Annotated in this window: 33 protein-coding genes and 2 tRNA genes; 10 read left to right on the top strand and 25 right to left on the bottom strand. The window is 69.4% G+C overall.

The window, feature by feature from the left end; all coding sequences use genetic code 11:
• Positions 1–15: 15 nt before the first annotated feature.
• The 3 genes from BMZ83_RS00685 to BMZ83_RS00675 all read right to left on the bottom strand — a co-directional run bounded on the left by BMZ83_RS00685 (position 16) and on the right by BMZ83_RS00675 (position 1371).
• Positions 16–100, bottom strand: a tRNA-Ser gene (locus BMZ83_RS00685).
• Positions 101–289: 189 nt separating this feature from the next.
• Positions 290–1126 (bottom strand): BKACE family enzyme, encoded by an 837-nt coding sequence (locus BMZ83_RS00680; RefSeq protein ID WP_074874583.1) that lies wholly within the window; start codon positions 1124–1126, stop codon positions 290–292.
• Positions 1123–1371 (bottom strand): hypothetical protein, encoded by a 249-nt coding sequence (locus BMZ83_RS00675; RefSeq protein ID WP_074874581.1) that lies wholly within the window; start codon positions 1369–1371, stop codon positions 1123–1125. The genes BMZ83_RS00680 and BMZ83_RS00675 overlap by 4 nt, the downstream gene beginning before the upstream one ends.
• Before the next feature lie 104 nt (positions 1372–1475).
• Here BMZ83_RS00675 and BMZ83_RS00670 point away from each other — a divergent pair, with 104 nt between their 5' ends.
• Positions 1476–3020 (top strand): lipopolysaccharide biosynthesis protein, encoded by a 1545-nt coding sequence (locus BMZ83_RS00670; protein ID WP_074874579.1) that lies wholly within the window; start codon positions 1476–1478, stop codon positions 3018–3020.
• A 2-nt stretch (positions 3021–3022) separates the two neighbouring features.
• Here BMZ83_RS00670 and moaA read toward each other — a convergent pair whose 3' ends face one another.
• Positions 3023–4051, bottom strand: a complete 1029-nt coding sequence (gene moaA / locus BMZ83_RS00665) for a GTP 3',8-cyclase MoaA (protein ID WP_074874577.1) — start codon at positions 4049–4051, stop codon at positions 3023–3025.
• A 179-nt stretch (positions 4052–4230) separates the two neighbouring features.
• On the opposite strand from moaA, the gene BMZ83_RS00660 reads away from it, so the two are divergent.
• Genes BMZ83_RS00660 through BMZ83_RS00650 form a run of 3 tightly spaced genes read left to right on the top strand, consistent with a single transcriptional unit; the run spans position 4231 to position 6244 of the window.
• Positions 4231–5274, top strand: a complete 1044-nt coding sequence (locus BMZ83_RS00660; RefSeq protein ID WP_074874575.1) for an Mrp/NBP35 family ATP-binding protein — start codon at positions 4231–4233, stop codon at positions 5272–5274.
• Positions 5264–5566 carry a hypothetical protein gene (locus tag BMZ83_RS00655; RefSeq protein ID WP_074874573.1) on the top strand — a complete coding sequence of 101 codons (303 nt, stop codon included), beginning with the start codon at positions 5264–5266 and terminating at the stop codon, positions 5564–5566. The genes BMZ83_RS00660 and BMZ83_RS00655 overlap by 11 nt, the downstream gene beginning before the upstream one ends.
• A gap of 42 nt (positions 5567–5608) precedes the next feature.
• Entirely contained in the window at positions 5609–6244 is a 636-nt protein-coding gene (locus BMZ83_RS00650) for a uracil-DNA glycosylase (RefSeq protein ID WP_074874571.1), read from the top strand.
• Between the two features lie 24 nt (positions 6245–6268).
• Here BMZ83_RS00650 and BMZ83_RS00645 read toward each other — a convergent pair whose 3' ends face one another.
• Complete coding sequence (locus BMZ83_RS00645) at positions 6269–6478, bottom strand: hypothetical protein (RefSeq protein WP_074874569.1); 210 nt, start codon at positions 6476–6478, stop codon at positions 6269–6271.
• Between the two features lie 109 nt (positions 6479–6587).
• On the opposite strand from BMZ83_RS00645, the gene BMZ83_RS00640 reads away from it, so the two are divergent.
• The 3 genes from BMZ83_RS00640 (at position 6588) to BMZ83_RS00625 (ending at position 8016) form a co-directional block, all read left to right on the top strand.
• Complete coding sequence (locus tag BMZ83_RS00640) at positions 6588–7331, top strand: hypothetical protein (protein WP_074874567.1); 744 nt, start codon at positions 6588–6590, stop codon at positions 7329–7331.
• Positions 7332–7400: 69 nt separating this feature from the next.
• Positions 7401–7483: transfer RNA gene (locus BMZ83_RS00635), tRNA-Ser, on the top strand.
• 209 nt (positions 7484–7692) lie between these two features.
• Positions 7693–8016: a DUF5785 family protein gene (locus tag BMZ83_RS00625; RefSeq protein WP_074874563.1), complete on the top strand. Its 324-nt coding sequence runs from the start codon at positions 7693–7695 to the stop codon at positions 8014–8016.
• Positions 8017–8198: 182 nt separating this feature from the next.
• Here the strand turns inward: BMZ83_RS00625 and udk are convergent, their stop codons facing one another.
• The 3 genes from udk to BMZ83_RS00615 are packed head-to-tail and all read right to left on the bottom strand — an operon-like array spanning position 8199 to position 10397.
• Entirely contained in the window at positions 8199–8888 is a 690-nt protein-coding gene (gene udk, locus BMZ83_RS00620; protein ID WP_074874561.1) for a uridine kinase, read from the bottom strand.
• A 46-nt stretch (positions 8889–8934) separates the two neighbouring features.
• On the bottom strand, positions 8935–9111 hold the full coding sequence (locus BMZ83_RS16675; protein WP_166623238.1) for a hypothetical protein: 177 nt from the start codon (positions 9109–9111) through the stop codon (positions 8935–8937).
• 26 nt (positions 9112–9137) lie between these two features.
• A complete protein-coding gene (locus tag BMZ83_RS00615) occupies positions 9138–10397 on the bottom strand; it encodes a geranylgeranylglyceryl/heptaprenylglyceryl phosphate synthase (RefSeq protein WP_074874559.1) in 1260 nt (419 codons plus the stop codon).
• An 84-nt stretch (positions 10398–10481) separates the two neighbouring features.
• Between BMZ83_RS00615 and BMZ83_RS00610 the strand changes: the two genes are divergently transcribed.
• Together BMZ83_RS00610 and BMZ83_RS00605 are read left to right on the top strand one after the other, a co-directional pair.
• Entirely contained in the window at positions 10482–11717 is a 1236-nt protein-coding gene (locus tag BMZ83_RS00610) for a hypothetical protein (RefSeq protein WP_074874557.1), read from the top strand.
• A 47-nt stretch (positions 11718–11764) separates the two neighbouring features.
• Positions 11765–12616, top strand: a complete 852-nt coding sequence (locus BMZ83_RS00605) for a ZIP family metal transporter (RefSeq protein WP_074874555.1) — start codon at positions 11765–11767, stop codon at positions 12614–12616.
• Here BMZ83_RS00605 and BMZ83_RS00600 read toward each other — a convergent pair whose 3' ends face one another.
• From BMZ83_RS00600 to BMZ83_RS00590, 3 genes are read right to left on the bottom strand one after another with little or no spacing between them, the layout of a single operon-like run.
• Positions 12617–12976 (bottom strand): hypothetical protein, encoded by a 360-nt coding sequence (locus BMZ83_RS00600; protein WP_079990068.1) that lies wholly within the window; start codon positions 12974–12976, stop codon positions 12617–12619. It lies immediately after the preceding gene.
• Positions 12973–13968 (bottom strand): DUF7490 domain-containing protein, encoded by a 996-nt coding sequence (locus BMZ83_RS00595; RefSeq protein ID WP_074874553.1) that lies wholly within the window; start codon positions 13966–13968, stop codon positions 12973–12975. Before BMZ83_RS00595 ends, BMZ83_RS00600 begins: the two co-directional genes overlap by 4 nt.
• A 57-nt stretch (positions 13969–14025) precedes the next feature.
• Positions 14026–14937, bottom strand: coding sequence for an alpha/beta hydrolase (locus BMZ83_RS00590; RefSeq protein ID WP_074874552.1), 912 nt, complete (start codon positions 14935–14937; stop codon positions 14026–14028).
• Positions 14938–15286: 349 nt separating this feature from the next.
• Between BMZ83_RS00590 and BMZ83_RS00585 the strand changes: the two genes are divergently transcribed.
• Positions 15287–16162, top strand: a complete 876-nt coding sequence (locus tag BMZ83_RS00585) for a winged helix-turn-helix domain-containing protein (protein ID WP_074874550.1) — start codon at positions 15287–15289, stop codon at positions 16160–16162.
• A 1-nt stretch (position 16163) separates the two neighbouring features.
• Here the strand turns inward: BMZ83_RS00585 and BMZ83_RS00580 are convergent, their stop codons facing one another.
• The 14 genes from BMZ83_RS00580 to BMZ83_RS00515 all read right to left on the bottom strand — a co-directional run bounded on the left by BMZ83_RS00580 (position 16164) and on the right by BMZ83_RS00515 (position 26204).
• Positions 16164–18401 (bottom strand): amino acid permease, encoded by a 2238-nt coding sequence (locus BMZ83_RS00580; RefSeq protein WP_074874548.1) that lies wholly within the window; start codon positions 18399–18401, stop codon positions 16164–16166.
• The gene (locus BMZ83_RS00575) at positions 18398–18823 is read right to left on the bottom strand and encodes a universal stress protein (protein WP_074874546.1); all 426 of its coding nucleotides are present in this window, start codon (positions 18821–18823) and stop codon (positions 18398–18400) included. The genes BMZ83_RS00580 and BMZ83_RS00575 overlap by 4 nt, the downstream gene beginning before the upstream one ends.
• 124 nt (positions 18824–18947) lie before the next feature.
• Positions 18948–19133 (bottom strand): DUF7511 domain-containing protein, encoded by a 186-nt coding sequence (locus BMZ83_RS00570; protein WP_074874544.1) that lies wholly within the window; start codon positions 19131–19133, stop codon positions 18948–18950.
• Positions 19134–19301: 168 nt separating this feature from the next.
• Entirely contained in the window at positions 19302–19541 is a 240-nt protein-coding gene (locus tag BMZ83_RS00565) for a UPF0058 family protein (RefSeq protein ID WP_074874542.1), read from the bottom strand.
• A gap of 134 nt (positions 19542–19675) precedes the next feature.
• Positions 19676–20365, bottom strand: a complete 690-nt coding sequence (locus BMZ83_RS00560; RefSeq protein ID WP_074874540.1) for a TVP38/TMEM64 family protein — start codon at positions 20363–20365, stop codon at positions 19676–19678.
• 87 nt (positions 20366–20452) lie between these two features.
• Entirely contained in the window at positions 20453–21943 is a 1491-nt protein-coding gene (secY, locus tag BMZ83_RS00555) for a preprotein translocase subunit SecY (RefSeq protein ID WP_074874538.1), read from the bottom strand.
• A gap of 2 nt (positions 21944–21945) precedes the next feature.
• Positions 21946–22443 (bottom strand): uL15m family ribosomal protein, encoded by a 498-nt coding sequence (locus BMZ83_RS00550; protein WP_074874535.1) that lies wholly within the window; start codon positions 22441–22443, stop codon positions 21946–21948.
• The gene (locus BMZ83_RS00545) at positions 22443–22901 is read right to left on the bottom strand and encodes a 50S ribosomal protein L30 (protein ID WP_074874534.1); all 459 of its coding nucleotides are present in this window, start codon (positions 22899–22901) and stop codon (positions 22443–22445) included. Before BMZ83_RS00545 ends, BMZ83_RS00550 begins: the two co-directional genes overlap by 1 nt.
• Positions 22901–23554, bottom strand: a complete 654-nt coding sequence (locus tag BMZ83_RS00540; RefSeq protein WP_074874532.1) for a 30S ribosomal protein S5 — start codon at positions 23552–23554, stop codon at positions 22901–22903. Before BMZ83_RS00540 ends, BMZ83_RS00545 begins: the two co-directional genes overlap by 1 nt.
• Entirely contained in the window at positions 23551–24108 is a 558-nt protein-coding gene (locus BMZ83_RS00535) for a 50S ribosomal protein L18 (protein WP_074874530.1), read from the bottom strand. Before BMZ83_RS00535 ends, BMZ83_RS00540 begins: the two co-directional genes overlap by 4 nt.
• A complete protein-coding gene (locus tag BMZ83_RS00530) occupies positions 24108–24575 on the bottom strand; it encodes a 50S ribosomal protein L19e (protein ID WP_074874528.1) in 468 nt (155 codons plus the stop codon). The genes BMZ83_RS00535 and BMZ83_RS00530 overlap by 1 nt, the downstream gene beginning before the upstream one ends.
• The gene (locus BMZ83_RS00525) at positions 24572–25276 is read right to left on the bottom strand and encodes a 50S ribosomal protein L32e (protein ID WP_074874526.1); all 705 of its coding nucleotides are present in this window, start codon (positions 25274–25276) and stop codon (positions 24572–24574) included. The genes BMZ83_RS00530 and BMZ83_RS00525 overlap by 4 nt, the downstream gene beginning before the upstream one ends.
• The gene (locus tag BMZ83_RS00520) at positions 25276–25812 is read right to left on the bottom strand and encodes a 50S ribosomal protein L6 (protein WP_074874524.1); all 537 of its coding nucleotides are present in this window, start codon (positions 25810–25812) and stop codon (positions 25276–25278) included. The genes BMZ83_RS00525 and BMZ83_RS00520 overlap by 1 nt, the downstream gene beginning before the upstream one ends.
• Complete coding sequence (locus BMZ83_RS00515) at positions 25812–26204, bottom strand: 30S ribosomal protein S8 (RefSeq protein WP_074874522.1); 393 nt, start codon at positions 26202–26204, stop codon at positions 25812–25814. The genes BMZ83_RS00520 and BMZ83_RS00515 overlap by 1 nt, the downstream gene beginning before the upstream one ends.
• Position 26205 lies beyond the last annotated feature (1 nt).

The following is a 26205-nucleotide window of genomic DNA, read 5'->3' as shown; positions in this document are numbered from 1 at the left end:
TGGTGTCGGTGCGAGCGTTGCGGCGGGGATTTGAACCCCGGAGGCTGTGCGCCACAGAGTTAGCAACCCTGCGCCTTGGGCCAGGCTAGGCTACCGCAACCCGCGTGCTGGTATCGTCGCCCGCCGAGTCGATCCGACTCGTGGACTCGGGACCCGGCGCCCCTACAGTTCACTACACCCTTCGATTCCCGGACTGGCTACTTAAACATCACGGAACGGGGGGAGGTGTGGGAGAGGGAAACACCGACGGAGGGCGTCGATGTACTCGCCACGGCGCCGCCGCCGGTCACTACAGGCCCAGTAACTCCCGCGCCTCGGCCGTCGACGCCACGGGTCGGCCGAGTTCCCCGGCGATGCGGACGGTCCGCTCGACCAACTGGGCGTTGCTCTCGGCCGGCTGCCCCTGGTCGTAGTAGAGGTTGTCCTCCAGCCCCACGCGGACGTGTCCCCCCAGCAGGATCCCCATCGTCGTCAACGGGAGCTGGTGCGGCCCGAACGCGAGCACGTTGAACTCCGCGCCCTCCGGAAGGTTCTCGACCATGTGCAGCAGGTTGCGGGGCGAGGGAACCGTCGTCGTTCCGCCGCCGAAGACGAGGTTCACGTACGGCGGCTCGGCGAGCTCCTCCCGGATGCGCAGCGCCTCGTTCAGGTGGCCGCCGTTGAACACCTCCAGTTCGGGCTTGATCCCGCGGGCCCGCATCTCCTCGTGGAGCGCGTCGACGAGCGCCCGGGTGTTCTCGCTGGTGAGGTGGCGGTACCGATTGAGCGGGCCCATGTCCAGCGACGCCATCTCCGGCGCGGGGTCGGTCCGCAGCGGTTCGGCCCGGAGCGCGTCCGGCGCCGCCGTCCCGCCCGTGGAGTGCTGGACGATGGCGTCGTCGGTCGCGTCCCGGACCGCGTCAGCCAGTTCCTGAAACCGCTCGGCGGAGAACGCACGCTCGCCCGAGTCCTCGCGGGCGTGCAGGTGGAGGATGCTCGCGCCCGCCTCCTCGGCGGCGGCCGCGGCCTCGGCGACCTCCGCCGGCGTCTCGGGGACGCTCGGGTTCGCCTCCTTCCCGTGGACGCCGCCGGTCAGCGCCGCGGTGACGATCAGGGGCTTGCCGTCCCGGTAGTCGTCGTAGCTCACGAGCCGCCCGCCTCCGAGTCGGTCGTCCCGGCGCCGTCGAAGCCCGTGATCGAGCCCGCCCCCTTCGCCCCGCGGTAGAACTCGCAGTCTGACTCGGGGTCGAGGTCGTAGCGCTTCGCACACACGTCGGCACGCATCGGCTGGACGAACGCGTCGACGGCGGTACAGTACGGGCGCTCGTGCTCGAACGACTCGCCGTCGGCGCCGGTCCGGCGCCGCTCCAGGAACTCGCAGGTGTCGGGCATACGCTGCGTTCCGGGCGAGCGCCAATCAATCCACCTTCGGTGACACACCACACGCGTCGGGCGAGACCGTCGGACTTTTTCGGGCGTTCCGGGTAGCGAGCGCCGTGCCCCCGGCCGCCGACGACCCGTCGGAAGAAGCCGTCGACGACGTGGCTCGTCGGCTCGACGACGCGCTGGAGCGGGTCGCCCACGGGGCCGCCGTCTCCGTGCCGAGCATCCTGCTCCAGCGCGGGCTCACGGTCGTCTTCACCGCGGTCCTGACAAACGGCATCGGCGCGGCGCCGTACGGCCTGTTCGCGCTGGCCCGGCGCATCCAGCGCTTCCTCGCCCGGATCGTGTTGGGGTTCCGGAACGGGCTGAGTCGCTTCCTCCCGACCGCCGACCAGGAGGAGCGGAACGCGCTCGCCACCTTCGCGTCGCTGCTACTGCTCGGCGTGGCGACGGTGTTCGGCGTCGGCCTCTTCCTCGCGGCTCCCCGGATCACGTCGATCGCCGGCCAGACAGGGCGGTTCGAGACGCTCCTGCAGGTGTTTGCGCTCGGGATGCCCGCGAGCGTCTGGCTCTTTACGGTGACCGAGGTCCTGCGCGGCATCGAGGAGGTCGCGCCGCTGAACCTCACGATGCGGCTCGTCTACCCCGCCGCACAGTTGGTCGTCGGCGTCGTGGGCGCCTTCGTCGTCGGCGACATCGCGTTTGTCGCCGGGGGCGTGCTGGCGGTGATGGGGCTGACCGGCGTCGGCGCCGCAGTCTGGATCGTCCGCGCACGCGGGTTCCGCCCGCGGCTGCGCGGCCCGAGGCTCCCCGCCCTCCGCCGTCGCTACCTCGACTACACGATCCCGCTGTTCCTCGGCGGCATCGCCACCACGACACAGCGACTCGGCTTCTACCCGCTCATCGCCGTGTTCCTCTCGGGCGTCGCCGGCGGCGTGTTCGCCGTCGGCGTGCTCGTCTCCCAGCTCGTTCGCTTGCCGCTGATGGCGATCAACCAGTTCATCCCGCCGGTCGCCGCCGCGCTCAACGAGGAGGGGCACGAGGACGCCCTCTCGCGGCTCTATCACGTCACCAGTCGGCTGGTCCTCGTCGGCGTCGTCGCCGCGGCGGTCCCCGTCGTCGTCTACCGCGAGACCGTGATGGCCGCGTTCGGCCCGACGTTCACCGAGTACGCGCCGCTTCTGACGCTGTTCGTGCTCGCCCAGATCGCCGCCTGCGCGGCCGGGAGCGTGGGGATCCTGCTCCGGATGACCGACCACCAGCAGGCGCTGCTCGTGACCAACGTCGCGATCACGACCGTGCTGGCGGTCGTCGCGATCCCGCTCACCGTCGAGTTCGGCCTCGCGGGCGTGGTCTGGACGTACCTGCTGATGCTCACGCTCAACAACGGGATCGAGGTCGCGGTGCTCTACCACCTCGAAGGGCTCCAGCCGTTCACGAAGCGCCACAGCTACCCCCTGCTGGCGGCGCTGCCGTTCGGCGTCGTCGCCCTCGTCGCGCGGGCGCTCGCCCCCGGCGTCCTCGGCGCCGTGGTCGGCACGCTGCTCGGGCTGGCGGCGTTCGCGGCGACGCTGAAGACGCTGGGGTTCACGCCGGTGGAGCGTCGGCTGGCGTCGACGCTGGCCGAACGGTACGGGGAACTGCTGCCGGGTCGGTAGGCTCAGTCCGCGGCGGAGATGTACTTCTCGTTGATCTCGTACTCGCCGCGCTCGTTCTCGACGAGGTACTCGCCGTAGTAGGGCACGCGCTCGGCGACGACCGCCTCGAACGTCTCGCGGATCTCCTCGCGAGTCATCTCGCCCATCGACTTCAGGTCGTCGTTGCGGTTGAGACAGCCCTTGAGGTAGCCCTCGTGGGTGACGCGCACCCGGCCGCAGTTGGCGCAGAAGTCGGCGTTCTCCACGGGGTCGACGATCTCGACCATCCCGCCCTGGAACTCGTCGAGGTCGGCCGGCTCCGGCGTGGCGGCGACGGATTCGGCGGCCTCGGGGTTGACGTAGTAGCGCTTGCGGTCGTGCATCTCGCGGTGTTCGACGTGGTCGGCGAGATCCGCGAGCCAGTCGTGGACGCGCCCGATGTCGATGTTCCACTCCGGTCGGCCCGTGAGCTCGGGCATGTACTCGATCAGCTGGAGCTGGAGCCCCTCGTTCTCGGCGACGTGTTCGACCATCCCCTCGACGTAGTCCGCGGTGTGCTCGAAGACGACCATGTTGAGCTTCACCGGCGCGAGGTCGGCGTCGACGGCGGCCTGGACACCCTCCATCACCTTGTCGTAGGCGCCGGACTTCGTGATCTCGGCGAACTCGTCGGGGTCGAGCGCGTCCTGTGAGACGTTGACGCGGTCGAGCCCGGCTTCCTTGAGGTCCTCGGCGCGCCCGGGGAGGAAGGTTCCGTTGGTGGTCATCGAGACCTCCATCTCGTCGGGCGCACGGCGGATGATCTCCTCCAGGTCCTCGCGGAGCATCGGCTCGCCGCCGGTGAGTTTCACGGAGTCGACGCCGTACTCCGCGACCACGTCGAGGAAGCGCACCACGTCGTCGGTGCCCATCTCGTCGTCGCCCGGTTCCATCGGGCCACGAGTGTCGCCGAGCCCCTCGTTGTGACAGTAGACACAGTCGAAGTTACACCGGTCGGTGAGGGAGACGCGGACGCCCGTCACCTCGCGACCGAACTCGTCCGAGAGCGGCATTGGCTGTTTGTTCGTCCGAACGGGCTTAAGCATCCGGGTGGCGACACCCGAATTGTAACCGATTACGGTTACCCAATCGGGGCGGTGACCGCGCCAACGGGTTCAAAATCGGCCCCGTCGCGTCGCGGCGGCGATACCGGCTTCAAAACCCTCATTAGCGGAACGCGCCTCCCCACGCTATGGACGAAGCCGCCGTACGCGACCTGCTCGCGGAGGTCGAGGATCCTGCCCTCGGCGACGATCTGGTGTCGTTGGGGCTGGTCAACGCCATCGAAGTCGAGGACGGGACCGCGAAGATATCGCTGGCGCTCGGCGCGCCGTACGCGCCCCACGAGTCGGCGATCGCCGCGGAGGTCCGTGAGACGCTCCAGGACGCCGGCCTCGAGGTCGACCTCTCGGCCAACATCCCCGACGACCAGGCCGACGACGACCAGGTCCTGCCGGGGGTGAAGAACATCATCGCCGTCGCCTCCGGGAAGGGCGGCGTCGGGAAGTCCACGATGGCAGTCAACATCGCCGCAGGCCTGTCGAAGCTCGGCGCCGAGGTGGGGCTGTTCGACGCCGACGTGTACGGGCCGAACGTCCCGCGCATGCTCGACGCCGACGAGGCGCCGCGAGCGACCGACGAGGACACCATCATCCCGCCCGAGAAGTTCGGCGTGAAGCTGATGTCGATGGCCTTCCTCTCCGGGGAGGACGACCCCGTCATCTGGCGGGGCCCGATGGTCCACAAACTCCTGACCCAACTGGTCGAGGACGTCGAGTGGGGCGAACTCGACTACATGGTGCTCGACCTGCCGCCGGGGACGGGCGACACGCAGCTGACCATCCTCCAGACGCTGCCGCTGACCGGCGCCGTCGTCGTCACGACGCCCCAGGAGGTCGCCGTCGACGACGCCCGGAAGGGGCTCCGGATGTTCGGCAAACACGAGACGCCGGTGCTCGGCATCGCCGAGAACATGGCCTCGTTCCGCTGTCCGGACTGCGGCAACGAACACGAGATCTTCGGCGAGGGCGGCGGCCGGACGCTGGCCGACGAGAACGACCTGCCGTTCCTCGGCGGGATCCCCATCGACCCGGCGATCCGACAGGGCGGCGACGAGGGGAAGCCGGTCGTCCTGCGCGAGGGCGAGACCGCCGACGCGTTCCGCGTGCTGACCGAGAACGTCGCCAACAACGTCGGCGTGATCCGCCGGCAGAGCGTCCAGCAGCATGGCTGGTGAGGACGGCGAGACCGGCGGCGACGGGAACGACGAGCCGGACTGGGAGATGGCGCCCGACTCCGAGGCGACGTTCCCCGAGAACACGGAGAAGCGCGAAACGCTCCGGGAGGTCGCCGACGAGGTCCGCGCCCGCGACGACTCCACGGAGGCGTCGCAGATATCGGCGTTTCTCTACCGCGTCTCGGACCTCTACAAGGCGGGCGAGGAGACCTCGATCCCGGAGATCTACATGAACATGCGCCACATCCTCGAGGTCCGGGAGCAGGGCGGTTTGAACCCCGACGACGAGTAGCCCGGAACCGTTTTCCCCCGCGGTCGGCAACCACGAGCGAACGTGGACGCCCACCAGGACGAACTGTCGAACCCCTTCGGGATGGACGAGGACTGCCGGAACTGTCCGGCGCTCGCGGCGTGCCGAGAGCAGGTGGTCCACGGCTACGGCGACGCCGGCGCTGAGTTCGTTTTCGTCGGCGAGGGACCCGCCGCAGGGGCGGAAGCGACGGGCGTGCCCTTCACCGGCGACGGCGCCGGCGAGCGAGTCCAGCGGGTCCTCGGTGAACTCGGTTTCTCGCGCTCGCCGCCTGACGCTGCGGAGCCCGACCTCCAGAACGTCTACCTCACCTACCTCTCCCGCTGTCGCCACCCCGACCGGGCGGCGACCGACGAGGAGGTCCGGAACTGCGAGCCGTTCCTCAACGCGGAACTCCGGATGATCAACCCCCACATCATCGTTGCCGTCGGCGACCGGGTGCTCCGTGAACTCGCAGTCGAGTACACCACCCGCCGGCCCGACAGCTTCGACGTGGTCGAGGAGCACGCGACGACCATCCGCGGCCGCGGGTTCGAACTCGTCCCCATGATCCCGCCAGCGGAGCAGACCGACGAGCAGGAGGCCGCGTTCGTCGAGCACGTGCGGGAGAACGTGTTCTCGCGGGACTACCGGCAGACGAAGGGGCGCAGAAGTCGCTGAGGACGCGGCGACGGGTTCCGCGAGTTACGACCAGTACGCGGTTTCCGTCGGTCGGTTTCCAGTACCGGCGGCGACGCCCGCGGCGACGGCGACGGCACAGAGGGCAAACGTCGCCGCGCTCGCCGCCATCGTCGGGGAGTCGGGGAGCAGTCGGAGGAACGTCGCGAGACCGCCCAGCGCCAGCGCCGAGGTGACGCCGGTCGCGAGCAGTCCGAGCGCACGGGAGTCGAGCATACCGGCCGGTCGGCGGGCAGTCGCTTAAGCGCGGCGCTCGGCCACTCGCGTCGCCGCCCACCGACCGCGACCCGCCGGATTCAAGCACGCCGCGAGTCGAGAGTCATCGATGACAACCGTCGTGCTGCTCGCCGACCCGCCACGTCCCGGCCTCCGGTTTCCCGACCTCGCGGCGACGAGTCCGCTGAACGAGGGAGAGGCCGCCGAACTCGCTGCCGCGATGGATCGCGACGCCATGCGGGCCGTCGAGCGCTCCGGCGCCGACCTGCTCGTGAACTACCGCCCCGACGACCTGCTCGACGAGGCACACCGGACCGAGGTGTCGACCGAGGCGGATGTGCGTGCGCTGGCCGCCGACGCCGTCGAGGACGTGGGCGAGGTGCGCTTCGAGCCACAGGTCGGCTCGACACGGAGCGCCCGCGTGGGCAACACCGTGACCCACCTGCTCCGCGAGGAGGAGGCCCGGTCGGTCGCGGTGCTCCCCGGGACCACCCCCTTCGTCACTCGGGCGGGGATCGACTCCGCGGCGATGAAACACCGGAGCAACGACGTGGTGCTCGGCCCCGGCGCCGGCGGGTCGGTGTACTACGCCGGCTTCAGCGACACCGTCGACTTCACCGACGCCATGACGCCGCCGGCGCTGAACACGATCGCTGAACTGGCCCGCGGCGAGGACCACGAGACCGCGTTCCTCCCGACCCAGCCGACCGCCCGGACCGGCGACGAACTCGCGGGCGTGGTCGCGGAGGTCCGGGCCCGCGTCGCCGCCGGACGCGCCGTCCCGGATTTCACCGCGGCGCTGATCGAGGAGTACGGGCTGATCGTCGACGAGGACGGGCTCACCCGGCAGTAGCCCGCGGCATCGACGCCTGACTGCGGTCCGATAGCTTCAACCATCCCGGGCGGAAACGTGGGGCTGTCTGGTGGGATGGCAGAGTGGCCCATTGCGCCGGTCTTGAAAACCGGTGGCGTCACGCCTCCTGGGTTCGAATCCCAGTCCCACCGTCGTCTCCGAACGACAGTGCGGATCGACGCGTGTCGGGTTCGAACCCTGCGGGACGCGCACAGCGCGCGAACGCGGGCGAGCACGTCTCGGTCCGGTTCGAATCCCAGTCCCACCGCATCTCGATCACGTAGCGGTTCGCTTCTCGGTTCCGGACCGCCGAACACGTCGAACGCAAAGGCTTTGGGCCGGTCGGGCGAACGGCCGAGCAATGAGCGACGCCGACGACTGGCCCCACGACCCGGACGGCGAGGAAGGGAGCGAAGGCCGGCGCAAGTACGGCCACGCCGTACTGGCCAAGAAGATCGACGAGGAGGAGGACTTCCCGCTGACCGCCGAGGAGTACGTCGCCGACTACGGCGACCACCCGGTGCGGATCAGCCACGAACAGGTCGCCTCCGTCGAGGAGATCTTCGAGCACGTCGAGAAGGAGGAGTTCGCGGACTTCGTCGAGTTCCACGAGACCCTCGGCGAGGTGATGCGGGAGCACGGCTACTGGTTCTACGAGGGCGCCGAGCAGTTCGTCGACGCCTGAGCGCGTCGACGACCGGTCCTTCCCGGTGTGTCGGAGGTCGACCAGTCACGACCATCGGTCGGGGCAGTCGACGACACGAAGGTCGTCGACGGTCACGCGCCGTGTGTTGGTTCGGCACAGTCACGGCACGGGTTCAGTGTCGACGACACGGAGGTCGTCGACGCTCACGCGCCGTGACTGGGCTACTCCTCTTCCAGCGACATCCGCTCGCCCAACTCGCCTTCGAGCGACCCGCGCTCCCACGTGCGGGTCCCCTCGCCCTCGATCTCGGCTTCGATCTTCTCCTCCAGCAGGTTGACCGCCACGGAGTTGGCGCCCTCGGGGATGATCAGGTCGGCGTGTTTCTTCGTCGGCTCGATGAACTGCTCGTGCATCGGCTTCACCGTCGAGAGGTACTGGTCGATCACGTCCTCGAGTGCCCGGCCGCGCTGGATCACGTCGCGCTTGATCCGCCGGAGGATCCGCACGTCGGCGTCGGTCTCGACGTACAGCCGGAGGTCCATCATGTCGTTGATGGTCTCGTCGTACAGCGCGAGGATGCCCTCGACGATGATCACGTCCGTCGGGAGCACGGTGACGCGCTCGTCCTTGCGGTTGTGGATCTCGAAGTCGTACTGGGGCATCTCCACGGCCTGCCCCTCCGAGAGCGCGCGCAGGTGCTCCCGCAGCAGCTCCCACTCGAACGCCTCGGGGTGGTCGTAGTTGACCGCCTCCCGTTCCTCGCGGTCGAGGTGGCTCAGATCCTCGTAGTAGTTGTCGAGGGGGATCCGGGTCACCGACTCCCCGACGCTCTCGGTGATCAGGCGGGCGACCGTGGTCTTGCCGGCGCCGGTGCCGCCGGCGATGCCGACCACGAACGAGGGGATACTCATCGCCCGGTGCGACGTGAGCGCGGCGTTTCAAACTGCTGTTTCGGGGTCAGCGTGCCAGTTCCAGTGCGTCGGCCGCCAGGAAAGCGCCGGCGACGCCGAGGGTGAGAACCGCCCCCCAGAACGCGATCACCGGCTCGCCCCAGCCGTCGACAGCGGTGACGGCGGCGACCCACACGAGCAGTCCGGTCCCGAGAACGAATCCGGCGTCGGCTTTCTCGACCATACCCTCGCTCGCGGCCGGCGGCCACGTTAGTGTGACGTTCCGGCGTCGACCAGCGAGGCGCTGAGCTGGTCGGACCGACGGGAGCCGTCCGCCACCACGTCGTCGGGGCCAGCGAGCGCACCCCGCGCGATCGCCGCCGCGAGCGCGTCGGGGTCGTCGACGATCGGCGCCAGCGCGGCCCGGAGCGTGGTGTCCTGCACGTCGACGGTCGGCTCCCCGCTCCCCTCGCGGGCGCGCCGCGACCGCGCTCGCAGTTCCAGCCACGCGCGCACGGTCGTGCCGGTGTACTCCCGCGCCAGCGCGACCGGGTCGTCGACGCCGGGCACGGTCGAGAGGAAGCGGGCGCCCGACCCCTCGGCGTCGACGCGGTCGGCGACCCACTCGCGGATCGTCTCGGGCGACGCGTCGGCGTCGAGATCGGTCGCCGCCTGCTCCAACAGGTCGGCCTCCCGCTCGGCCACGCGGTGGAACGCGTCGCCGACGACGACGGTGTCGGCGCCGGCCTCGCGGACCGCCCGCACGTCCTCGGCGTTCGCGAGGCCGCCCCCGTACCAGACTCGCGAGCGCACCAGCGCACCGTCGATGCGTTCGAGCGTCTCGACCGCCTCGTCCCCGCCGAACGTGCCCGAGTACTCGAGGTAGACGATCTCGGACTCGAGGTGGCGGTCGGCGGCCATCGCCCGGCGCTTGGCGTCGGTCGGGTCGAGCAGGTCCTCGGCGCCGACGCCGGACTCGCGGGCGGCCGCGCTGTCGGGGTTCTGGACGATGTACGCCTCGAAGGCGGCCTCCGAGAGCAGCAGCGATGTGGCGACGCCCGCGAGCCAGTCGGCGACGCGGTCGGGGAGCCACGACGCCTTCCGGCGGATCAACTCGGGAGCGAGCTCCTCCCGGACGCTCTCGATCGCGGTCCCCAGCGTCCCCACGAGCGCCTCGCTGTCGCCGTTGAGCACCTCCGGCACGAGCAGCAGGTCGGCGACGTCGTGGCTCTGCTCGGTGACGTGGTCGGCGCCGCTGGGTTCGTGACAGACCGGCGTCGACAGCGGCGCCAGGAGGTCGAACGCGGCCGCGGTGTTGGCCGGCGTCACGTCCGAGGAGCCGCCGACCGAGACGGCGTCGGTCTCGGCGAGCCAGAGCGGGTAGAGCAGCGGGAGCTTCTTCGCGCCCTCCGGGTCGACTTTCGTCACGTGCTCCCAGTCGGGCACCGGATTGGTGTCGAGCACGCTCCGGGCGAGCAGCCGCGCGGTGTCGACCGCGCGTTCGCCCCGCGCCGCGAGGTCCCGTCGCATACAGGCACCTCGCCGCGGGAGGGCAAAAACCCGGTCGGTTCGGGGATGGACAGTTTCAAACCCCTGGTCGGCTCACTCCGAGCCATGTCCGGACCGCTCCGCGGGATCGCCGACCGGCTCGCGGGCGTCGACGCGCTCCCGACGCCCGCCCGCGCGGTGTTCAGTCACTACGCGGCCGGCGGCTCGCTCGAACTCAGGGCGATCCGCCTCCAGCGACGCGTCGAAGCCGAAGTCGAAGCGATGATCGAGGACGCCTACGCCGACGTGGAGGCCGCGCTGGCCGACGAGTTCGGCCGCGAGTCCGTCGCGTTCGACTACGACACCAAGCTCACGCTCCCGGTCGAGCTCACGCTCGCACACGTCTACCGCCGGGCCAGCGCCACGACGCCGCCCGGGGTCGACCCGATCTCCGGCCGGCGCGCGACCGACCCGATCTCGCGGCTCCGTCGGCGGCGGTCCGCGGCCGACGCCGACCCCGCCGAACTCGTTCGTGAGACCCGACGCGCCCGTGAGGTGGCGGAACTGGTCGTCGTCGCCCTGCTCGACGGCGACATGCGCGACGCCATCAACGACGGCGAGTACGAGGACTTCGCGGTCGACTTCGACGTCGAGGACCGCGCTCGAGTCGCCGACATCGCTCAGGAAGTGTTGCAGGCCGCGGTACAGGAGCAGTTCGCGGCGTTCGACGACGAGGTTCGGGCGTCCTACGACGCCGCCGTCGAGCGCTCGGAGGCCCACCAGGACCGCGACCCCCACTTCCGGGAGCTGATGGCCGACGCCGTCGCCGCCGCCGAGGCCGACGCCGTCGCCGACGTGACCGCCGCGGACGTGGACGGCGAGAGCGGCAGCCGCGATCCGGAGACCGCCCGCGAGGCGCTTCGAGCGGAGTACAAACACCCCCCGTTCGACGAGCCACCGGTGCTGTTCGAGACGGCCGAACTCGACCTCCCCTACCTCGTCACCCAGTACGGCCGGGTGGGCGTCATCTACCACGGGATGATCGAGATGTTCCGCGAGGCCGGCATCGAGCTCTCCCCGGAGTTCGAGCGCGCGGTCGTGCTGTCGATCGTCGGCGCGCAGGTCTGGCTCGACGACGTGGACGACTTCGCGGCGGACGTCCGCGAGGGCCAGCTCACCCCCGTCACCGCGGAGTACCTGCTGGCCGAGACCGACGCCGCGGCCTACGACGCCGTGGTCTCGATCACGGAGGCCTACCTCGACGCCGCCCGCGACGCCGCCGACGCCTCCGACGCGCCGATCACGGGGATCGCCGTCGAGTACATCCGTCACGACGGCGAGCCGGGGAAGCTCCCGCGCTGAGTCGCGACCGGGGCGGTTATTAACTTCGGACCCGTAGTTCATAACAGATGGATACAGAGGCGAGTACGCAGTCACGTCGCGGCGAGCGGATCGTCGGCGCGATCGGGGTACTGTCGCTGCTGGGTGCCACCGGGATCGCGGCGGTGACGGGGGCGTGGAAGCCGATCCAGATCGGCTGGGTCGCGTTCGCGGCGATGGTCGGCGGCGTCGCGATGGCGCTGCGAACCGACCAGAACCGGCCGGGAACGCTAGTCTGGGGCTCCGGGCTGGCCAGCGGCGCGATGATCGTCAGCGTCGGCCTCTTCCTGCTCCCCGACGCGCTGAACCACCACCTGCGGTTCGGCGGGCTGGGGGTCGCGACCGGCGTGATCGTGGGCTTCGCGGGCCACGCGATCGGCCACCGGCTCTCCCACATCGAGCTCCCGATGGACGCGACGGTGGCGCAGTTGACCGCCCACGCCGCCGCCGCGGGAGCGATCATCGGGATCGTCTACGGGAACATGCCCGAACTGGGGCCGCTGCTGGGCGTCGCGATCGTCTCGCACAAGGGGCCGGCGGGCTACGCCGCCGCGGATCGACTCGCCCGGAACGGTCGCTCGTGGCTCCCCATCCTCCTGCCGGCGGCGGGCGTCGGCGTCGTCGCGGTGCTGGCGAGCGCGGTGAGCCTGCCCGCCTCGGGGCCGCTGAACGGGCTGGTGTTCGGCTTCGCGACCGGCGTGTTCCTCCACGTCGCGATGGACTTCCTCCCGCGGTGTGAACTCGGGAGCGAGGTCCACGACGCGCTGAGCGTCGACGACGACGCCCACGCGGTGCTCGACCGCCTGCGCCTGCACGCGGTGGCGTCGACGGTGCTCGGGGGGCTGGTCGTCGTCGCGCTCTGGTGGACCGTCGCGCCGTAGTTACTCCCGGAGCCGTCGCACCTGCCAGACCATCGCCGTCCCCACCAGCAGCAACACGACCAGGTTGAACGCCGCCTGGAACAGCGAGCGGTACTCGTGGCTGATCCACTGGTTGATCGCCGAGGAGACGTTCAGGTAGAGCTGGAGCGTCGCGATCAGCGCCAGCAGCGAGAGCCCTGCCAGCAGCACGTAGTTGAGCGTGCGCCGCAGGTCGCGCCCCTCGTCCTGTTCGGGTCCCTCCTCGGGTTCTCGGTTCGCGGCTCCGTCGTCGTCGTCGGCTGTGTCGGTCATGGTGTCCTCCGTTCGGGATCGGTCGTCGGTCGGGTCCTCGACGCCGTCGGGGCGCTCGTCCTCGCTCATCGTCGCCTCCGTGCCAGCAAGCCCGCAGTCAGGAGCGCGAGGACGGCGACCGCCGGACCGAACCCGGGCGTCTGGGCCGGCGTCTCACCGGGCGCCGTCTGGCGGTCCGGGGGCCCGCCGTCGCGGTCGAAGTCGCTCGCGTTGAACTCGACGTCCCGTCGACTCTCGTCGCGGTCGATCGTCTCCGTGGGGTCGAGGTTGACCACGCCGCCCGCGGTGTCGACGATCACGCCCTCGCGGGTGAGAATGGCGTCGACGTAGTAGTTGTACTCGCTGGGCACCGACACCTCGGTCGTGACCGTCTCGCTGCGACCCTCCTCGAGGCCGCCGGCGTCGACGCTGGTCCGGGCGGCGACGACGTTCGACTCGGCCTGCCGGACGACGAACGTCACCGACAGCGAGTCGGCCTCGCTCGGCCCGACCGCGGTGAGCCAGCCGCCGAGTTCGAGCGTGGTGCGATCCGCGCCGGCGTCGACGATCGACACCGTCACCGGCTCGAGCACGGGGTCGTCGACGAAGCTCACGTTCGACTCGGCGTACGGTGGCGTCAGCGCCTCGACGCCGCTGACCCGCCGGCTGAACTCGTCGACCCGCGTCCCGTTGCGGTAGACGACCCCCTCGAGTTCGTACCCCCCGTCGCGGGGGACCGTGAGCGTGGTCGAGACGCGACGTTCGCCCTCGGCGGTCAAGTCGCCGACCGCCACCACGTCCTCGGCGACGAGCAGGCCGGACTCGGCGTCGGTCGCCTCGAAGCGCACCGTCACGTTCTTTGCGGGATTACCGCGGTGGTCGAGCGTCGCGAACAGGTCGAGTTCGGCGGTCCGGCCCGTGATCTCGCCCGTCGCGATGTCCGCGTCGACGACGCGCACCGGTCCCGGGCGGACCGGATCGTCGTCGGGGGGCGTGACCGCGCCGGGGACCACCGCGGCCGCGAGGAGGGCGGCGACGACGACCACGACGGCGCCGCCGAGGAGGGCTCGTTCGTTGTCCATGCGTTACAGGTCTCCGGACACCGACAAGTGTCTTGTGCCACTCCGGCCCCGGAACCGCTACAGTTCGGCGTCGAGGAAGGCGAGTTCGTAGTTCAGCGTCCGCTCCAGTTCCGCGCCGTCCAGCGCGCCGTAGTGGGAGGCCGGCACTCGGACGAGCGAGGCGTTCCTGACGTCGTCGGTCGCGGCGACGACCGGTTCGGGCGGCGCGAACTCGTCGTGCTCGCCGGCGACGAACAGCGCCGGACAGGTGAGGCCCTCCACGGCCTCGCGCACGTCGTGGCGCTGGAGCTTCACGAGCGACCGCGCGGGCGCGGTTCCGGGCTCGCGCCCGAGCACGTCCCGCACGGCGCGCGTGGCGCCGTCGGCGGCGATCGCGGCGACCTCGTCGGACTCCCCGAACAGCGGCACCCGCAGCCCGCGCTCGTCGGCGTCGACGCCGCGGAGCCGGCCCAGCGCCGAGACGGGGTAGTCCGCGACGCCCCGACCGAGCCCACGGAGCCGGGGTCTCACCCACGAGGGGAGCAGTCTCGCGCCCGCGAGTACGGGGAACCGGGCGATCACGGCGTCGACGGCGACGGCGTCCGCGGCGGCCGCGAGTGCGGTGCCCGCGGAGAGATCCAGCCCCCAGAGCGCGAGCCGGTCACCGTCGACTTCCGGGGCGTCACGGGCCGCCTCGACGGCGGCGTCGAGATCGGCACGCTGGCGGCTCGGCGAGAGCAGGTGATCGCCGTCGACGTGGCCGAAGCCGCGGTGGTCGAACGCGAAGGCGGCGTAGCCGCGGGCCGCGAGTCGTTCGACCGTCGGCTCGAGCGTCGCCCGCCACGGGAGCCCGGCACCGGGGGCGAGCACGACGATCGGGGCGTCCGCCGGCCGGTCGGGGGTGAACAGGTGGCCCTGCCGGCCGTCGAACTCGACGCGGCGGGTCGAGAACGCGTACCTGCTCGGCTTCCCGCGGGCGGCGTGGCTCACGGTCGCCCCGCGTGACGCCGACGGTCGGGACGGGTTCGGTTCATGGCGGGAGTTGCACTGGCGAGGAGTAAAGCGTTCCCGTGGATGTCGGCCCCTCACCGGAAGGGGGCGAGGGGCCTACGTCGTGCGGAGGGTGAGTTATGTCAGAGGCAGTTCATCGCCCTCTCGCACGTGCTTCGATCTATACGCCCATCTATCAAAAGCTCTCGGTGAACTGTGTTTCACTCGACCGAGCGAGATAATCGCCACCACGGAGCGGGGTGATCGCATGTCCGTGCTAACAGTTCACCCGACGAAACTCCACACCCGACAGAAGCTATAAACCGTTGCGGTGTGGTGTTTCTCGGACATGAGCGGCGATGGGTCGATCGAGGCGTTCGACCTACTGTCGAACGAGGTCCGGCTGGACATCCTCCGGACGCTCGGCGAGGCGATGGCCGCCGATGAGAGCCCGCTGGCGTTCACCGAGCTCCAGCAGCGCGTCGGGGTCGAGGACAACGGCCGGTTCAACTACCACCTCACGCGGCTCGTGGGTCGGCTCGTCGACAAGGAGGAGGACGGGTACGAGCTGAAACCGCCCGGGAACAACATCTACCGGGCCATCGTCTCCGGCGCCTACACCGACGACGGCGGCATCGACCCCGTGCCCGTCGAGGGGGAGACGTGTCCGTACTGCGGCGCCGACGCGGCGGCGTGGTACGAGGACAGCCACTTCCACCTGGGCTGTAGCGAGTGTGACAACCTCGTCATCAGGTACCCCATCCCGCCGGCCAGTTTCGACCGTGACCGCCCCGAATCACTCCTCGCCGCCGGCGGCGCGTTCATCCTCCGCGACCAGACGGCGATGCGGCAGGGGGTCTGCCCCTACTGTGCGGGCGAGGTGTCGGGCCGGCTCACCGAGGAGGGCGGCGAACTCGAGGAGTTCAACGAGCGGATCTACTCCTCGGTCGCCCGGTTCGTCTGTGGGCGGTGTAGCTGGTCGATGCACTGCGGCGTCCCGTTCGCGTTGAACATCGAGCCCGCGGTGGTCAGCTTCTTCCACGACCACGGCATCGCGATCTTCGATCGCCACCCGTGGTCGATCTACCAGTACGCCGACGACCGCGTGTGCTCGCGTGATCCCTGGCGCGTGGAGGTGACCTGCCGGATCGACGACGACCTCCTCCGGGTCGTGATCGACGAGAACGTCGACGTGATCGAGACGGAAGTCGAGTCGGCGACCTGAGCTACCGCCCCAGGAGCCCGCGGACGCGTTCGAGTACCCCGCGGTCGCGCTTGCGTTCGGACATCAGCACCGAGCAGTCCACGTTGGCCACCACGTCGGGGACCAGCGACCCAGTGAGCACGCGCGAGAGCACCCCACGTTCGCTCGCGCCCAGGATCACCAGCGTGGCGTCCGTGGCCGCGGTCTCGATCGCGGCCTCGGCGTCGCCGGTCTCGACGCGCAACTCGGCATCGACACCCTGCTCGTCGGCCCAGGTTTCGAGGAACTCGCGGCCTTCCTGCTCGCCGTCGGCGACGTGGAGGAGCGTGAGTTCGGAGCCGAACTCCTGCTGGAGCAGCTTGCCGATCTCGACGGAGAGCACCGAGTCCGGGCCGCCCGCGGTCGGGATCAGCACGCGCTCGGGGTCGAACCCGCGGTCCTTCAGCACGAGGAAGTCACAGGGCAGGTCGCTCGTGAGTTCGTCGACCGCGCCCTCGACGCGGCTTCCGCTACTCGGGCCCCAACCCATCACTGTAAGATCGGCGTCGTGGTCCTTCGCCGCGTCGAACACCTCCTCGATCCCACGGTGGGAGATGATCGTGTGGGTGTCCACCTCGACACCGAACGTCTCGGCGTCGCGCTCGGCCTTTTCGAGCACGGAGCGGTGGTCTTCCTCCACCCGCTCGATGTGGTCGGCGGCGTAGCTCAGCGAGGTCTGGTCGGGCACGGTGATGACGTGGATCGCGTCGACGACGCCGTCGCGCTGTTTGGCGATAGCGCTCGCCAGCGTGATGAGCTCCTTCTCGTGGGCCGGGTTGGCCAGCGGCACCATCACGCGGTACTGGTTGTCACCCGTGGGCTGGACGCTCTCGGCGGCGTCGACGGCAGCGTCGGGCATCTCCTCCTCTCGAGAGAGGACGTACTCGCTCAACAATCCTTGCTTCTCGGTCCTGGTTCGGGCGTAGCCGAGGTACCAGACCGCGGCAAATAGCACGATGAAGCCTCCGACGAGTCGGGGGAGAGGCTCGATGTAGTAGATGAGCGCAAAGGAGAGCAGGCCGCCCACGATGGGGGTGAACGGGTAAAGCGGTACCGTGAAGGACGGCTCGTAGTCGATGGCGTCGGCCTCGCGCATCACGACCAGCGCGATGTTCAGTAGGCCGTAGATCACCAGGTGGAGGAAGCTACCGATAGACGCCAACGTGTTGATCGGCGCGGCGACGATGAACAGGAGGATGAACGAGCCAGTCAGTGCGATGGAGCGGTACGGCGTGCCGAAGCGCGGGTGGATTTCGTTCAGGTCCGGCGTCACGATCCGGTCCCGACCCATCGCGAAGTTGATGCGCGAGGACGCCATGATGGACGCGTTCGCCGACGACGCCGTCGCGAGCAGCCCGCCGAACAGCATCGCACCTGCCCCGATCGGGCCCATCAGCAGCCGTGCGACCTCGACGACCGCGATGTTGTCAGCCTCGGACTGGGCCTGGATGAACCCGGGTTCGACCGCCGCGCTCATCACGACCAGGACGAGCGCGTAGATGATCGCCACGATGACGACCGAGCCGATGATCGCCCGCGGGAGGTTCTTCCCGGGTTCCTTGATCTCCTCGGCGACGCTGGTGATCTGAACGAACCCGAGGTAGGAGACGAAGATGAGGCCGGTCGTCTCCAGCATCGGCGTCAGCCCCTTCGAGCCCGGGACGTTCGCCGGGGCCGCGCGGGTCGCGCCGTAGACCGTAAAGACGGTCAGGATCAACACCAAAATCACGACGATGACGTTCTGGAGCCGACCGGTCTCCTTGGCGCCGATGTAGTTGACGAGGACGAACAGCGTCGCCGCGAGCAGCCCGATGAACTTGATCCACGGGACGGTGAACCCGGCGATCATGAACCCGTCCGGGAGGCCGGCGATCCCGACGACGTACTCGCCGAAGCCGACCATGTAGAACGCGCTGGCGAAGGCCAGTCCCAGCCAGTTCGCCCAGCCGGCGATCGAGCCGAACAGCGGCCCCAGCGCCTCGTTGACGTAGAAGTACGCGCCGCCGGAGCGGGGCATCGCCGTCCCGAGTTCGCTGGCCGACAGTGCGGTGAACAGGGCGATCCCGCCGCCCAGGACGAACGAGACGATGGCGAACGAGCCCGCCCGGGAGATCGCCTCCCCGGGAAGGACGAAGATGCCCGCCCCGATCATGGTCCCGACCCCGATGGTCAGCGCGGCCAGCGGGCCGAGGTCCTTGGCGAGTTCCTCGTCGCCGCTCATTCGGTTCGACCCGGCAGCGTGATCACCGGCCGGTCGGCGTCGGTCACCAGTCGGAGCGTTCGATCGCCGGAGAGGAACTGCTTGAGCCGGCCGCCCTCCCGGGGCTGGAACGCGATGGCGCTGGCGCCCGTTTCGGCGGCTGCGTCGACGATCCCCTGAACCACGTTCCGGCGGTAGACGGTCTCGGTCTCAGCGTCGGGGAAGCGCTCGCGGAACGCCTCGAACGCCGTCGCGGCGATCGACTCGGACTGCTCGACGGGCGTCTTGTCCGGGACGCCGCCGCCCTTCTCGACGACGTGGACCACGGTGACGCGCTCGGGATCGTACGGCGCCAGCGCGACCGCGGTCTCGCGGGCGTCCTTTTCAGTCGCGACGGGAACGAACACGTGGGACAGAAGCGGGGCTGACGAGTCGTCAGTCATGTGGAGGGAGTTCCCTCGCTTCCGGTTTAACCCTATCCTCTGCGGCGGATCCAGAGCGGGGGACAAGCGAAGTCGTGAGACGATGCGGCGCTGAAGGGGCGTCGAGAACGGGAAAAACCGGGGGCTATCGGATCTCGTCGAGCGAGACCGCGCTGTCGAGGTCGGCGGTGACCCACTCGGTGGTCGACATCTCCTCCCCCGGGAAGAGCGTGACCTCCGACGGGTCGTCGTCGTCGTCGTACCGACAGCTCAACCCGAAGTCGGGGTACGATCCCAGCAGCTCACCCGACGGCGTCTGTCGTACACTCATGGTTACCTCCCCGGCGCGGTATGAAGCGCGCCTCACCTAGTTGTAGCCGCGGTAGACAGATAAACGCTTCAGTACCGATTACGGTGAATCGAACGCGACGCCGTCGCGGAATCAACGGCGTTGGAACTGCCGGGTCGGCTGTCGGGAGTAAGCGGTGCGGTCGGGGACTCAGTCCGCGGTGGCGGCGACCGTCTCGGTCTCCGCCTCGTCGTCGGCTTCGAGTTCGTCGGTGACGCCGTGGATCAGCGCGAACACGGCCGCCTTGTGGTCAGTTTTCGAGCGGTGGATCGAGGTCGGCTGCACACCAAGCTCTCGGTACTCCTCGGAGACGGTCTCGCCCGCTGCGTCGAACTGGCTCTGAAGTTCGGCGAGAAGACCGTGCAGGTGGATGAGCTCCTGCTTCTTCATGGACACCGGGTGTATCAACCGGAGGGTTATAACCTTACTCTGAGTCGGTGTACCAAGGACCGTACGCCATCCGTTCGCAACCTGCTCGTGGGAGGGGTTCGGAGTCGTCACGCGTGGCTCGGTACCGACGGCGATCAATCGCCGATGGATTCGACGAACGCGCGGATGCGGTCCTGGTTGTAGTAGCCGGCCACCGAGAGGACGGCGACGAGCGCCAGCAGCGACACCGCCAACCCGAACCGGCCGCTGGCGAGCTCGTCGCCCGCGTAGACGGTGAGCGCGTACGACGGCAGCCGGCCGAGTGCCATCACGGGGAGGAACGTCCGGAGCCGCCACGTCGTCAGCCCGCTCAGGAAACAGATCACGTCGTCGGGGAGCCCCGGGACCACGACGAACAGGAACAGCCCCGGGACGCCGACGCGCTCGACGAACCCGTCGAAGCTGGCGACGACCTCCGCGCGGAGCACGCGCTCGACGAACGGGCGGCCGAACCGCTTCGCGAGCAGGAACGCGACCGCGCTCCCGATCAGGACGCCGAGGAGGCTGTACACCGTCCCGGCGACGGGGCCGAAGAGGTAGCCGCCCATGAGCGCGATGGCCTGCCCGGGGATCGGCGCGATCACGACCTGGAGCGCCTGTACGATCACGAACGCGAGCGGTGCCAGATAGCCGAACTCCGCGACCCACGCACGGAGCGCGCGAGCGTCCGTGAGGAAGGGGAGATACTGGCGAACCGCGACGTAGAGCCCGGCGAACCCGACGAGGACCGCGAGCAGGGCGAGCAGCGCCCGCCGGCGGTCGGCCGGCGACGAGAACACGCGCATACCGGAACGTAGCGATAGGTGGTGTTGAATCTACCCCACGGACTGCGACGAGGCGGGAAGAAGGAGTGCGCCGTCCGCGGTGGCGCGTTACTCCGAACCGAACATCTGGCGCATCATCGGGTGCATCTCCATCAGCTGCTCCTCGGCGATCTCCTCGTACAGCTTGTACGTAATGGAGACCGTCAGCAGCAGCCCCGTTCCGGAGACCTGCCCGATTGTGCCGAGCATGTTCGCCATCACCGCCAGCAGCCCGACGAGGGCGCCGCCGATGACGGTGACCTGCGGGATGTACCGCTCCATCACCTTCTCGATCACCTGCGGGTTCCGCCGGAAGCCGGGGATCTGCATCCCGGAGTTCTGGATCTGCTGGGCGGTGGCCTCCGGGCCCATCCCGGTGGTCTCCACCCAGAAGATCGCGAAGATCGCGCCGCCCACGATCATGAACGTCAGGTCGACGCCGATCCGGAGCAGGACCTGCCACCACTCGGCGGTGACGGTCGCGCCCACGAACCACATCCACTCCTCGGGGCTCTGGATGGGTTTGAGGTACCAGAAGAGCCCCTCGGTGACCTGTCCCTGATTGCCGTAGTCACCCAGCCACGCGGGCATACCGCCCCACTGGCTGTGGAGGATCTGTCCGAGGAACTGCAGGTTGGCCTGCAGCGCCCGAACGAGGATCATCGGCAGGACGCTGGCGTAGATGAGCTTCACGGGGAACTTCCCGCGGGCGCCCTTCACGCGGGCGTGCGAGAGCGGGATCTCCACGCGAACGCTCTCGGCGTAGACGACCACGACGAAGATCAGCACCGTCGTGATCATCGCGAGGATCATCCCCTGGCCGAGGAAGATGGCGCTCAGCCCGTCCGCGGTCAGCGGCGACCCCGGGAGCTCGGCGCTCCCGGTGATGATCCCGATCCAGACGGCGACGAAGCCGTCGGAGGCGGTCGGGGTGAGACCGCTCCAGGAGAACAGCCCGCCCACCAGTCGCTGGCTCACGCCGGCGATGATGAACAGCCCGACCCCGGAACCGACGCCCCACTTGCTCACGATCTCGTCCATGAACAGGATCAGGATCCCGCCGACGAAGATCTGGGCGAACAGCAGCCCCTCGACGCCACGGCCGCCGATGCCGAGCTGCTGGGCGACCTGCGGGTCGGCGCTCAGCAGCGGGCTCGCGAACACCATCGGCGCGCCGGTCAGGATGATCATCACGACCACCAGCAGCTTCTGGAGGCCCTGATAGAGCACCTGATCGCGCGGGTCGTTCTCGGTGTCCAGCCCGAGCAGGTCGGCGCCGCCGAGCAGTTGGAGCACGATCGACGCCGTCACGATCGGTCCGATCCCGAGCTGCAGGATCGAGCCGGACGCGCCGGCGAGGATCGAGCGGAACTGCCCGTAGAAGTCGCCGCCCTGGGTGGTCGTCTGGAGCCCGTACAGCGTGACGTTCGTCAGGAAGAAGTACATCACGAGGATGCCGGCGGTCCACAGCAGCTTCCGCTTGAAGGGCACGTGCCCCTCCGGCCGCGCGACCGTGGGCATCCGCGTGAGCACCGGTTCGGCGGTCTCCTTCCAGCTCATGGTTAGTCCTCGCTCTCGTCGTCAGCGGCCTGCTCGGCCTCCCGCTCGGCGCGCTCCTGGGCGCGCTCGGAGACGGTGGTCGAGCCGCCGGCGTCCTCGATGAGTTCGGTCGCGGCGTCGCTGAAGGCGTCGGCGGTGACGTGCAGCTCCTGACGGACCTGCCCGTTGCCGAGCACCTTCACCACGTCGGCCTCCCAGCCGTCCTCGGCCACGTCGCGGGCGTCGAGGGTGTAGGCGCCGTCGTCGTTCTCCGCGTCGCCCTCCGCGGCCAGCAGCGCCGCGTCCTCGTCGATCTTCTGGACGCGCACCTCGGCGACGTCGTCCTGTACCTCCTCGGGCTGGGTGAAGCCGTGCTTCGCCCAGGGCCCGTAGTGGTGCATCTCGTGTTTGCGGCTGCCCGCCTTGCCGCGGCCGCCACGGTGGCCGGCGCCGCGCCGGTTCTTGTGGCTACCGCCGCCATGCGTGCGGGAACCGCGCTGTCGTCGTTTCTTGCTCGTCATTATCGCATCGCCTCCAGGAGCGGGTCGATCTCCTCGTGGGGACCGAGTTCGCCGCCCGTGCTGTCGGGGTGTTTGATGCCGTCGTGGCCACCCCGCGGCGGGTGCAGACGGATCGTCGGGGAGATGTGCTGCTCGCGCAGCGTCGTCTCCTCCTCGAGCAGCGCCTCGGCGAGCGCCTCGAAGCTGTCGTAGTCGGTCTCCTCGGCGAGGTACTCCTCGTCGACGTCGGCGTCGGCGTCGAGCGCGTCCGCACGCTTCTCGAGCAGGAGCGCCAGCGTCTCCACGGAGGGCTCGCCGTGGGCGACGAAGTCGTTGACCTTCGCCACCATCCCGTCGTACGTGTCGGTCTCGGGGACGAGTGCCGCGTGGTTGACGCGACCGAGGTTGAGCATGTCGAGCGTGTCGCGCTGCCCGGCGGTCATGTCGACCTCGCCGCGCAGTTGGACGATCGCCCGCATCAGTTGCTCACCCCGTCCTCAGCCTCGCGCTGGACGCGTGCCGCGCGGTCGGGCGTGCGTGCCTGCGAGGCGTTCTCGAGCGCGTTGAACGTCGCTTTCGCGAGGTTGACCGTCGTCCGGGTGTTGCCGTTGGACTGGGTCCAGGCGTCCTGGATCCCGGCCAGTTCGAGGATGTTCCGGACGGTCTCGGCGCCGGCCAGCCCGAGCCCCTGCGGGGCCGGGATGACTTCGACCTCGACCGAGCCGGCCTTCCCCTCGGCCTTCCGGGTCAGCGAGTTCACGCCGCCGGCCTGGTCCTCCCAGGAACCGGAGCCGCGGTCGACGCTGATCACGTTCAGCTTGGCCACCTCGATGGCCTTCTGGATCGCGCCGCCGACCTGGTCGTCGCGGCCCTCGGCGTAGCCGAGGTAGCCGTCGCGGTTGCCCACGACGACGACACAGCGGAACTTCACCCGCCGGCCGGAGTCGGTCATGCGCTGGACCATGTTGATGTCCAGTACCTCGTCCTCCATGCCGGGGAGGAGCTGGTCCACGATCTCGTGCTCCTTCAGCGGGAGCCCGGACTCCAGCGCCTCCTCCATGGAGGAGATCTCTCCTTCCTGCACTTTCTTGCCGAGCCGGGTAACCGGCTCCCAGCCGTCGTTATGGCTCATTCGTAGTCCTCCTGGAGCGCCTCACGCACGTCGTCGAAGTGCGCCGGTAGCTCCGTGGCGTCGAACTCCCCGCTGTAGAGGTCGCCGTCGACCTGCTCGGCGTACTCGGCGATGTGCTCGCCGCGGTTACGCGACCAGTCCGCCAGCACGCTCTCGCTGTGGGGGATTTCGAGCCCTGCGTCGATTGCACCTTCCTGTACTGCGAACACCTTGTTGCCGGGCGTCGCCGTGTTGAGACCGATGTCGAGTACGGCCTCGTCGAGGCCGGCGTCGACCGCTCGCAGGCCGGCGAGGAAGCCCGTCAGGTACGCGCTCGGCAGGTTCCCCGTGGGAGCCTCCCAGCCGTACTCCGACAGGTCCTCGCTGGACGCTGCGGCGTGGATCTCGTCGCCGTCGGGTCCGGGACTGGCCAGCTGCGCCCTGACGTGCTTGTTGCTCACCCGGGCGACCAGGCGAGGCTTGCCGGATTTCAGCAGGCGCAACCGCTGATGGTAGTCCGTTCGGACCTCACGGCGACGACGCATCGGCACCTTGTATCGTGGTCCTGTTGCCATTAGTCGTCGCCTCCGATCTCGACGTCGTAGTTGTTCTCCGCGAAGGCCTCGAGGCGGGCGACGCTGTCGAACTCGCCGCCGCCGGCCTTGTTGTAGAGCTCGCGGTACTGGGAGGCGTCGAGGACCTCCTCGTCGTCGCGAAGCTCCTTCAGTCGGGCGCGCTGGGCGCGGATCCGGCTGACCCACTCGTCCTTCTCGTCGCGCCGGGCGCCGGCCTTCCCCTTCCGGGAGCCGGCGCCGGTGCGGTGCCCGTAGTCGCGCTTCTCCGTCCGCTCGCGGGCGCGACCGCGGGAGTTGGACTTGGCGTCCTCCGTGCGGATGGTTCCGTCCGCGATCAGGTCGCGGATGTCCTCGCGGGTGATCGCGTCCGCGAGTTCGTCCTGTGCCTCCGGGTCGAACCAGACGCGGTTCTCGCCCACGTCCAGTTCTTCGGCTGCGAGTCGCTTCTGTGCGCTCAGATCCGTCATTCCTCTACCTCCACTTCGACGTAGGTCGGATTGAGGACGCGAATGCCGGCGTCCTCACACTCCTCCTCGATGCGCTCGCGCTTGCGGGCGCCGACCTTCGAGGCGATGCGGACCGCCTCGGTGTCGCCGTCGACGCCGTCGAGGTCGTCGACGTTGTGGACGTACACTTCCTCGAAGCCGCTGGGGTGCAGGCCACGGGCGGCCGTCGGCGAGCGGAAGCCCGCCTGGACCGTGTCGCCCTTGCCCTTGATGCCGCGTCGCTGCTTCGAGAGGCCGCCGGTCGGGCGTCGCCACGAGGTGGGGACGCGCTTCTTCTTGTGGTAGTCCTGGCGGTTGAACTGCGGCTTGCCCTCGCGGTGCTTCTGTGCGAGCGCGGCCGCGGTGTCGTCGTCCAGGTCGGGCGTCTTGTCGGCGTGGCCGCGAGGCTGGAGCTCCGTCTCCACTGCTTCCTCCTCGTCGGCCGCCTCCTCGCCCTCGTCCTCGATCTCGGCCTCGGTCTCCTCTTCGACTTCGAGGCCACCGACGTCGGCCTTGATACGGGCGGCGAGAGCGTTCCCGACGCCGTCGACCTCCGCGAGTTCGGACTGCGAGGCGGCCTTGAGGTCCTCGACGGAGTCGTAGCCGGCCTCGGCCAGCGTCTCGGCCTTCGAGGGGCCGACGCCGCTGATGTCCTCGATCTCCTGGGGTTCGTCGTCAGCCATCAGGCATCACCCGTGGGTTTCTGCGTGATGTACACGCCGTCCTGGAAGACGCGGTTGTCCTTGTCGCTCACGCGAGTGAGCTGTTCGATGTCGGCGGCGGTCTGGCCCACGGCCTCCTTGTCGGAGCCCGAGAGCGTGATCTGCTCGCCGTCGATTTCGACCTGCGTGTCGCCCCGGATCGGCGTCCGCCGCGGGGCGCGCTCGCCGAGGAAGTTCTCGATGACGATCTCCTCGCCCTGCACTTCCACCTGCATCGGGAAGTGGGCGTAGAAGACCTCCATCTCGTAGGTCCATCCCTCGGTTACGCCGTGGAACATGTTCCGAACGTGGCTCTCGAAGGTGCCGACCGTCGCGCGGGTCTTCGCGTCCCCCTCCTCGGGGGCCTCGATGACCACGGTGCCGTCCTCGACGCTCACGTCCACGTCGGGGTACCAGAGGCGTCGGGTGACCGAGCCGTTGGGACCCTCGACGGTGAGGTCGAGGTGGTCGAGCTCCGCGGAGACGTCGTCCGGGATCGTGAGTTCTGTTCTGCTCATCAGTATACGTACGCGATGACTTGGCCACCGATGCCCTTCTCCCGGGCCTCGTAGTGGCTCATGACGCCGTGGCTGGTCGTGACGATGAGCGACCCGTAGTCACGGGCCGGGAGGAACCGCTTCTCCCACTGCTCGTACTCGTCAGCGCCGACCGAGTAGCGGGGCTTGACCGCCCCGCAGTCGTTGATGGCGCCACTCAGTTCGACCTCGAACTTGCCGGCCCGGCCGTCGTCGACGAACTCGAAGCCGCCGATGTACCCGCGGTCGTAGAAGACCTCGAGGATCTGGCCGATGACGTTCGAGGCGGGTGCTACCGTGTGGTCGAGGTGCCCGACGCTCTCGGCGTTGTCGATGCCGGAGAGGGCACTCACCAGTGGGTCGTTTCCTGCCATA

The sequence above is a fragment of the Halolamina pelagica genome (genome assembly GCF_900115675.1).
In the GTDB taxonomy this organism is placed as follows: domain Archaea; phylum Halobacteriota; class Halobacteria; order Halobacteriales; family Haloferacaceae; genus Halolamina; species Halolamina pelagica.
Note: the sequence above shows the minus strand (reverse complement) of the source record. Positions and strands in the feature narration are given on the sequence as shown.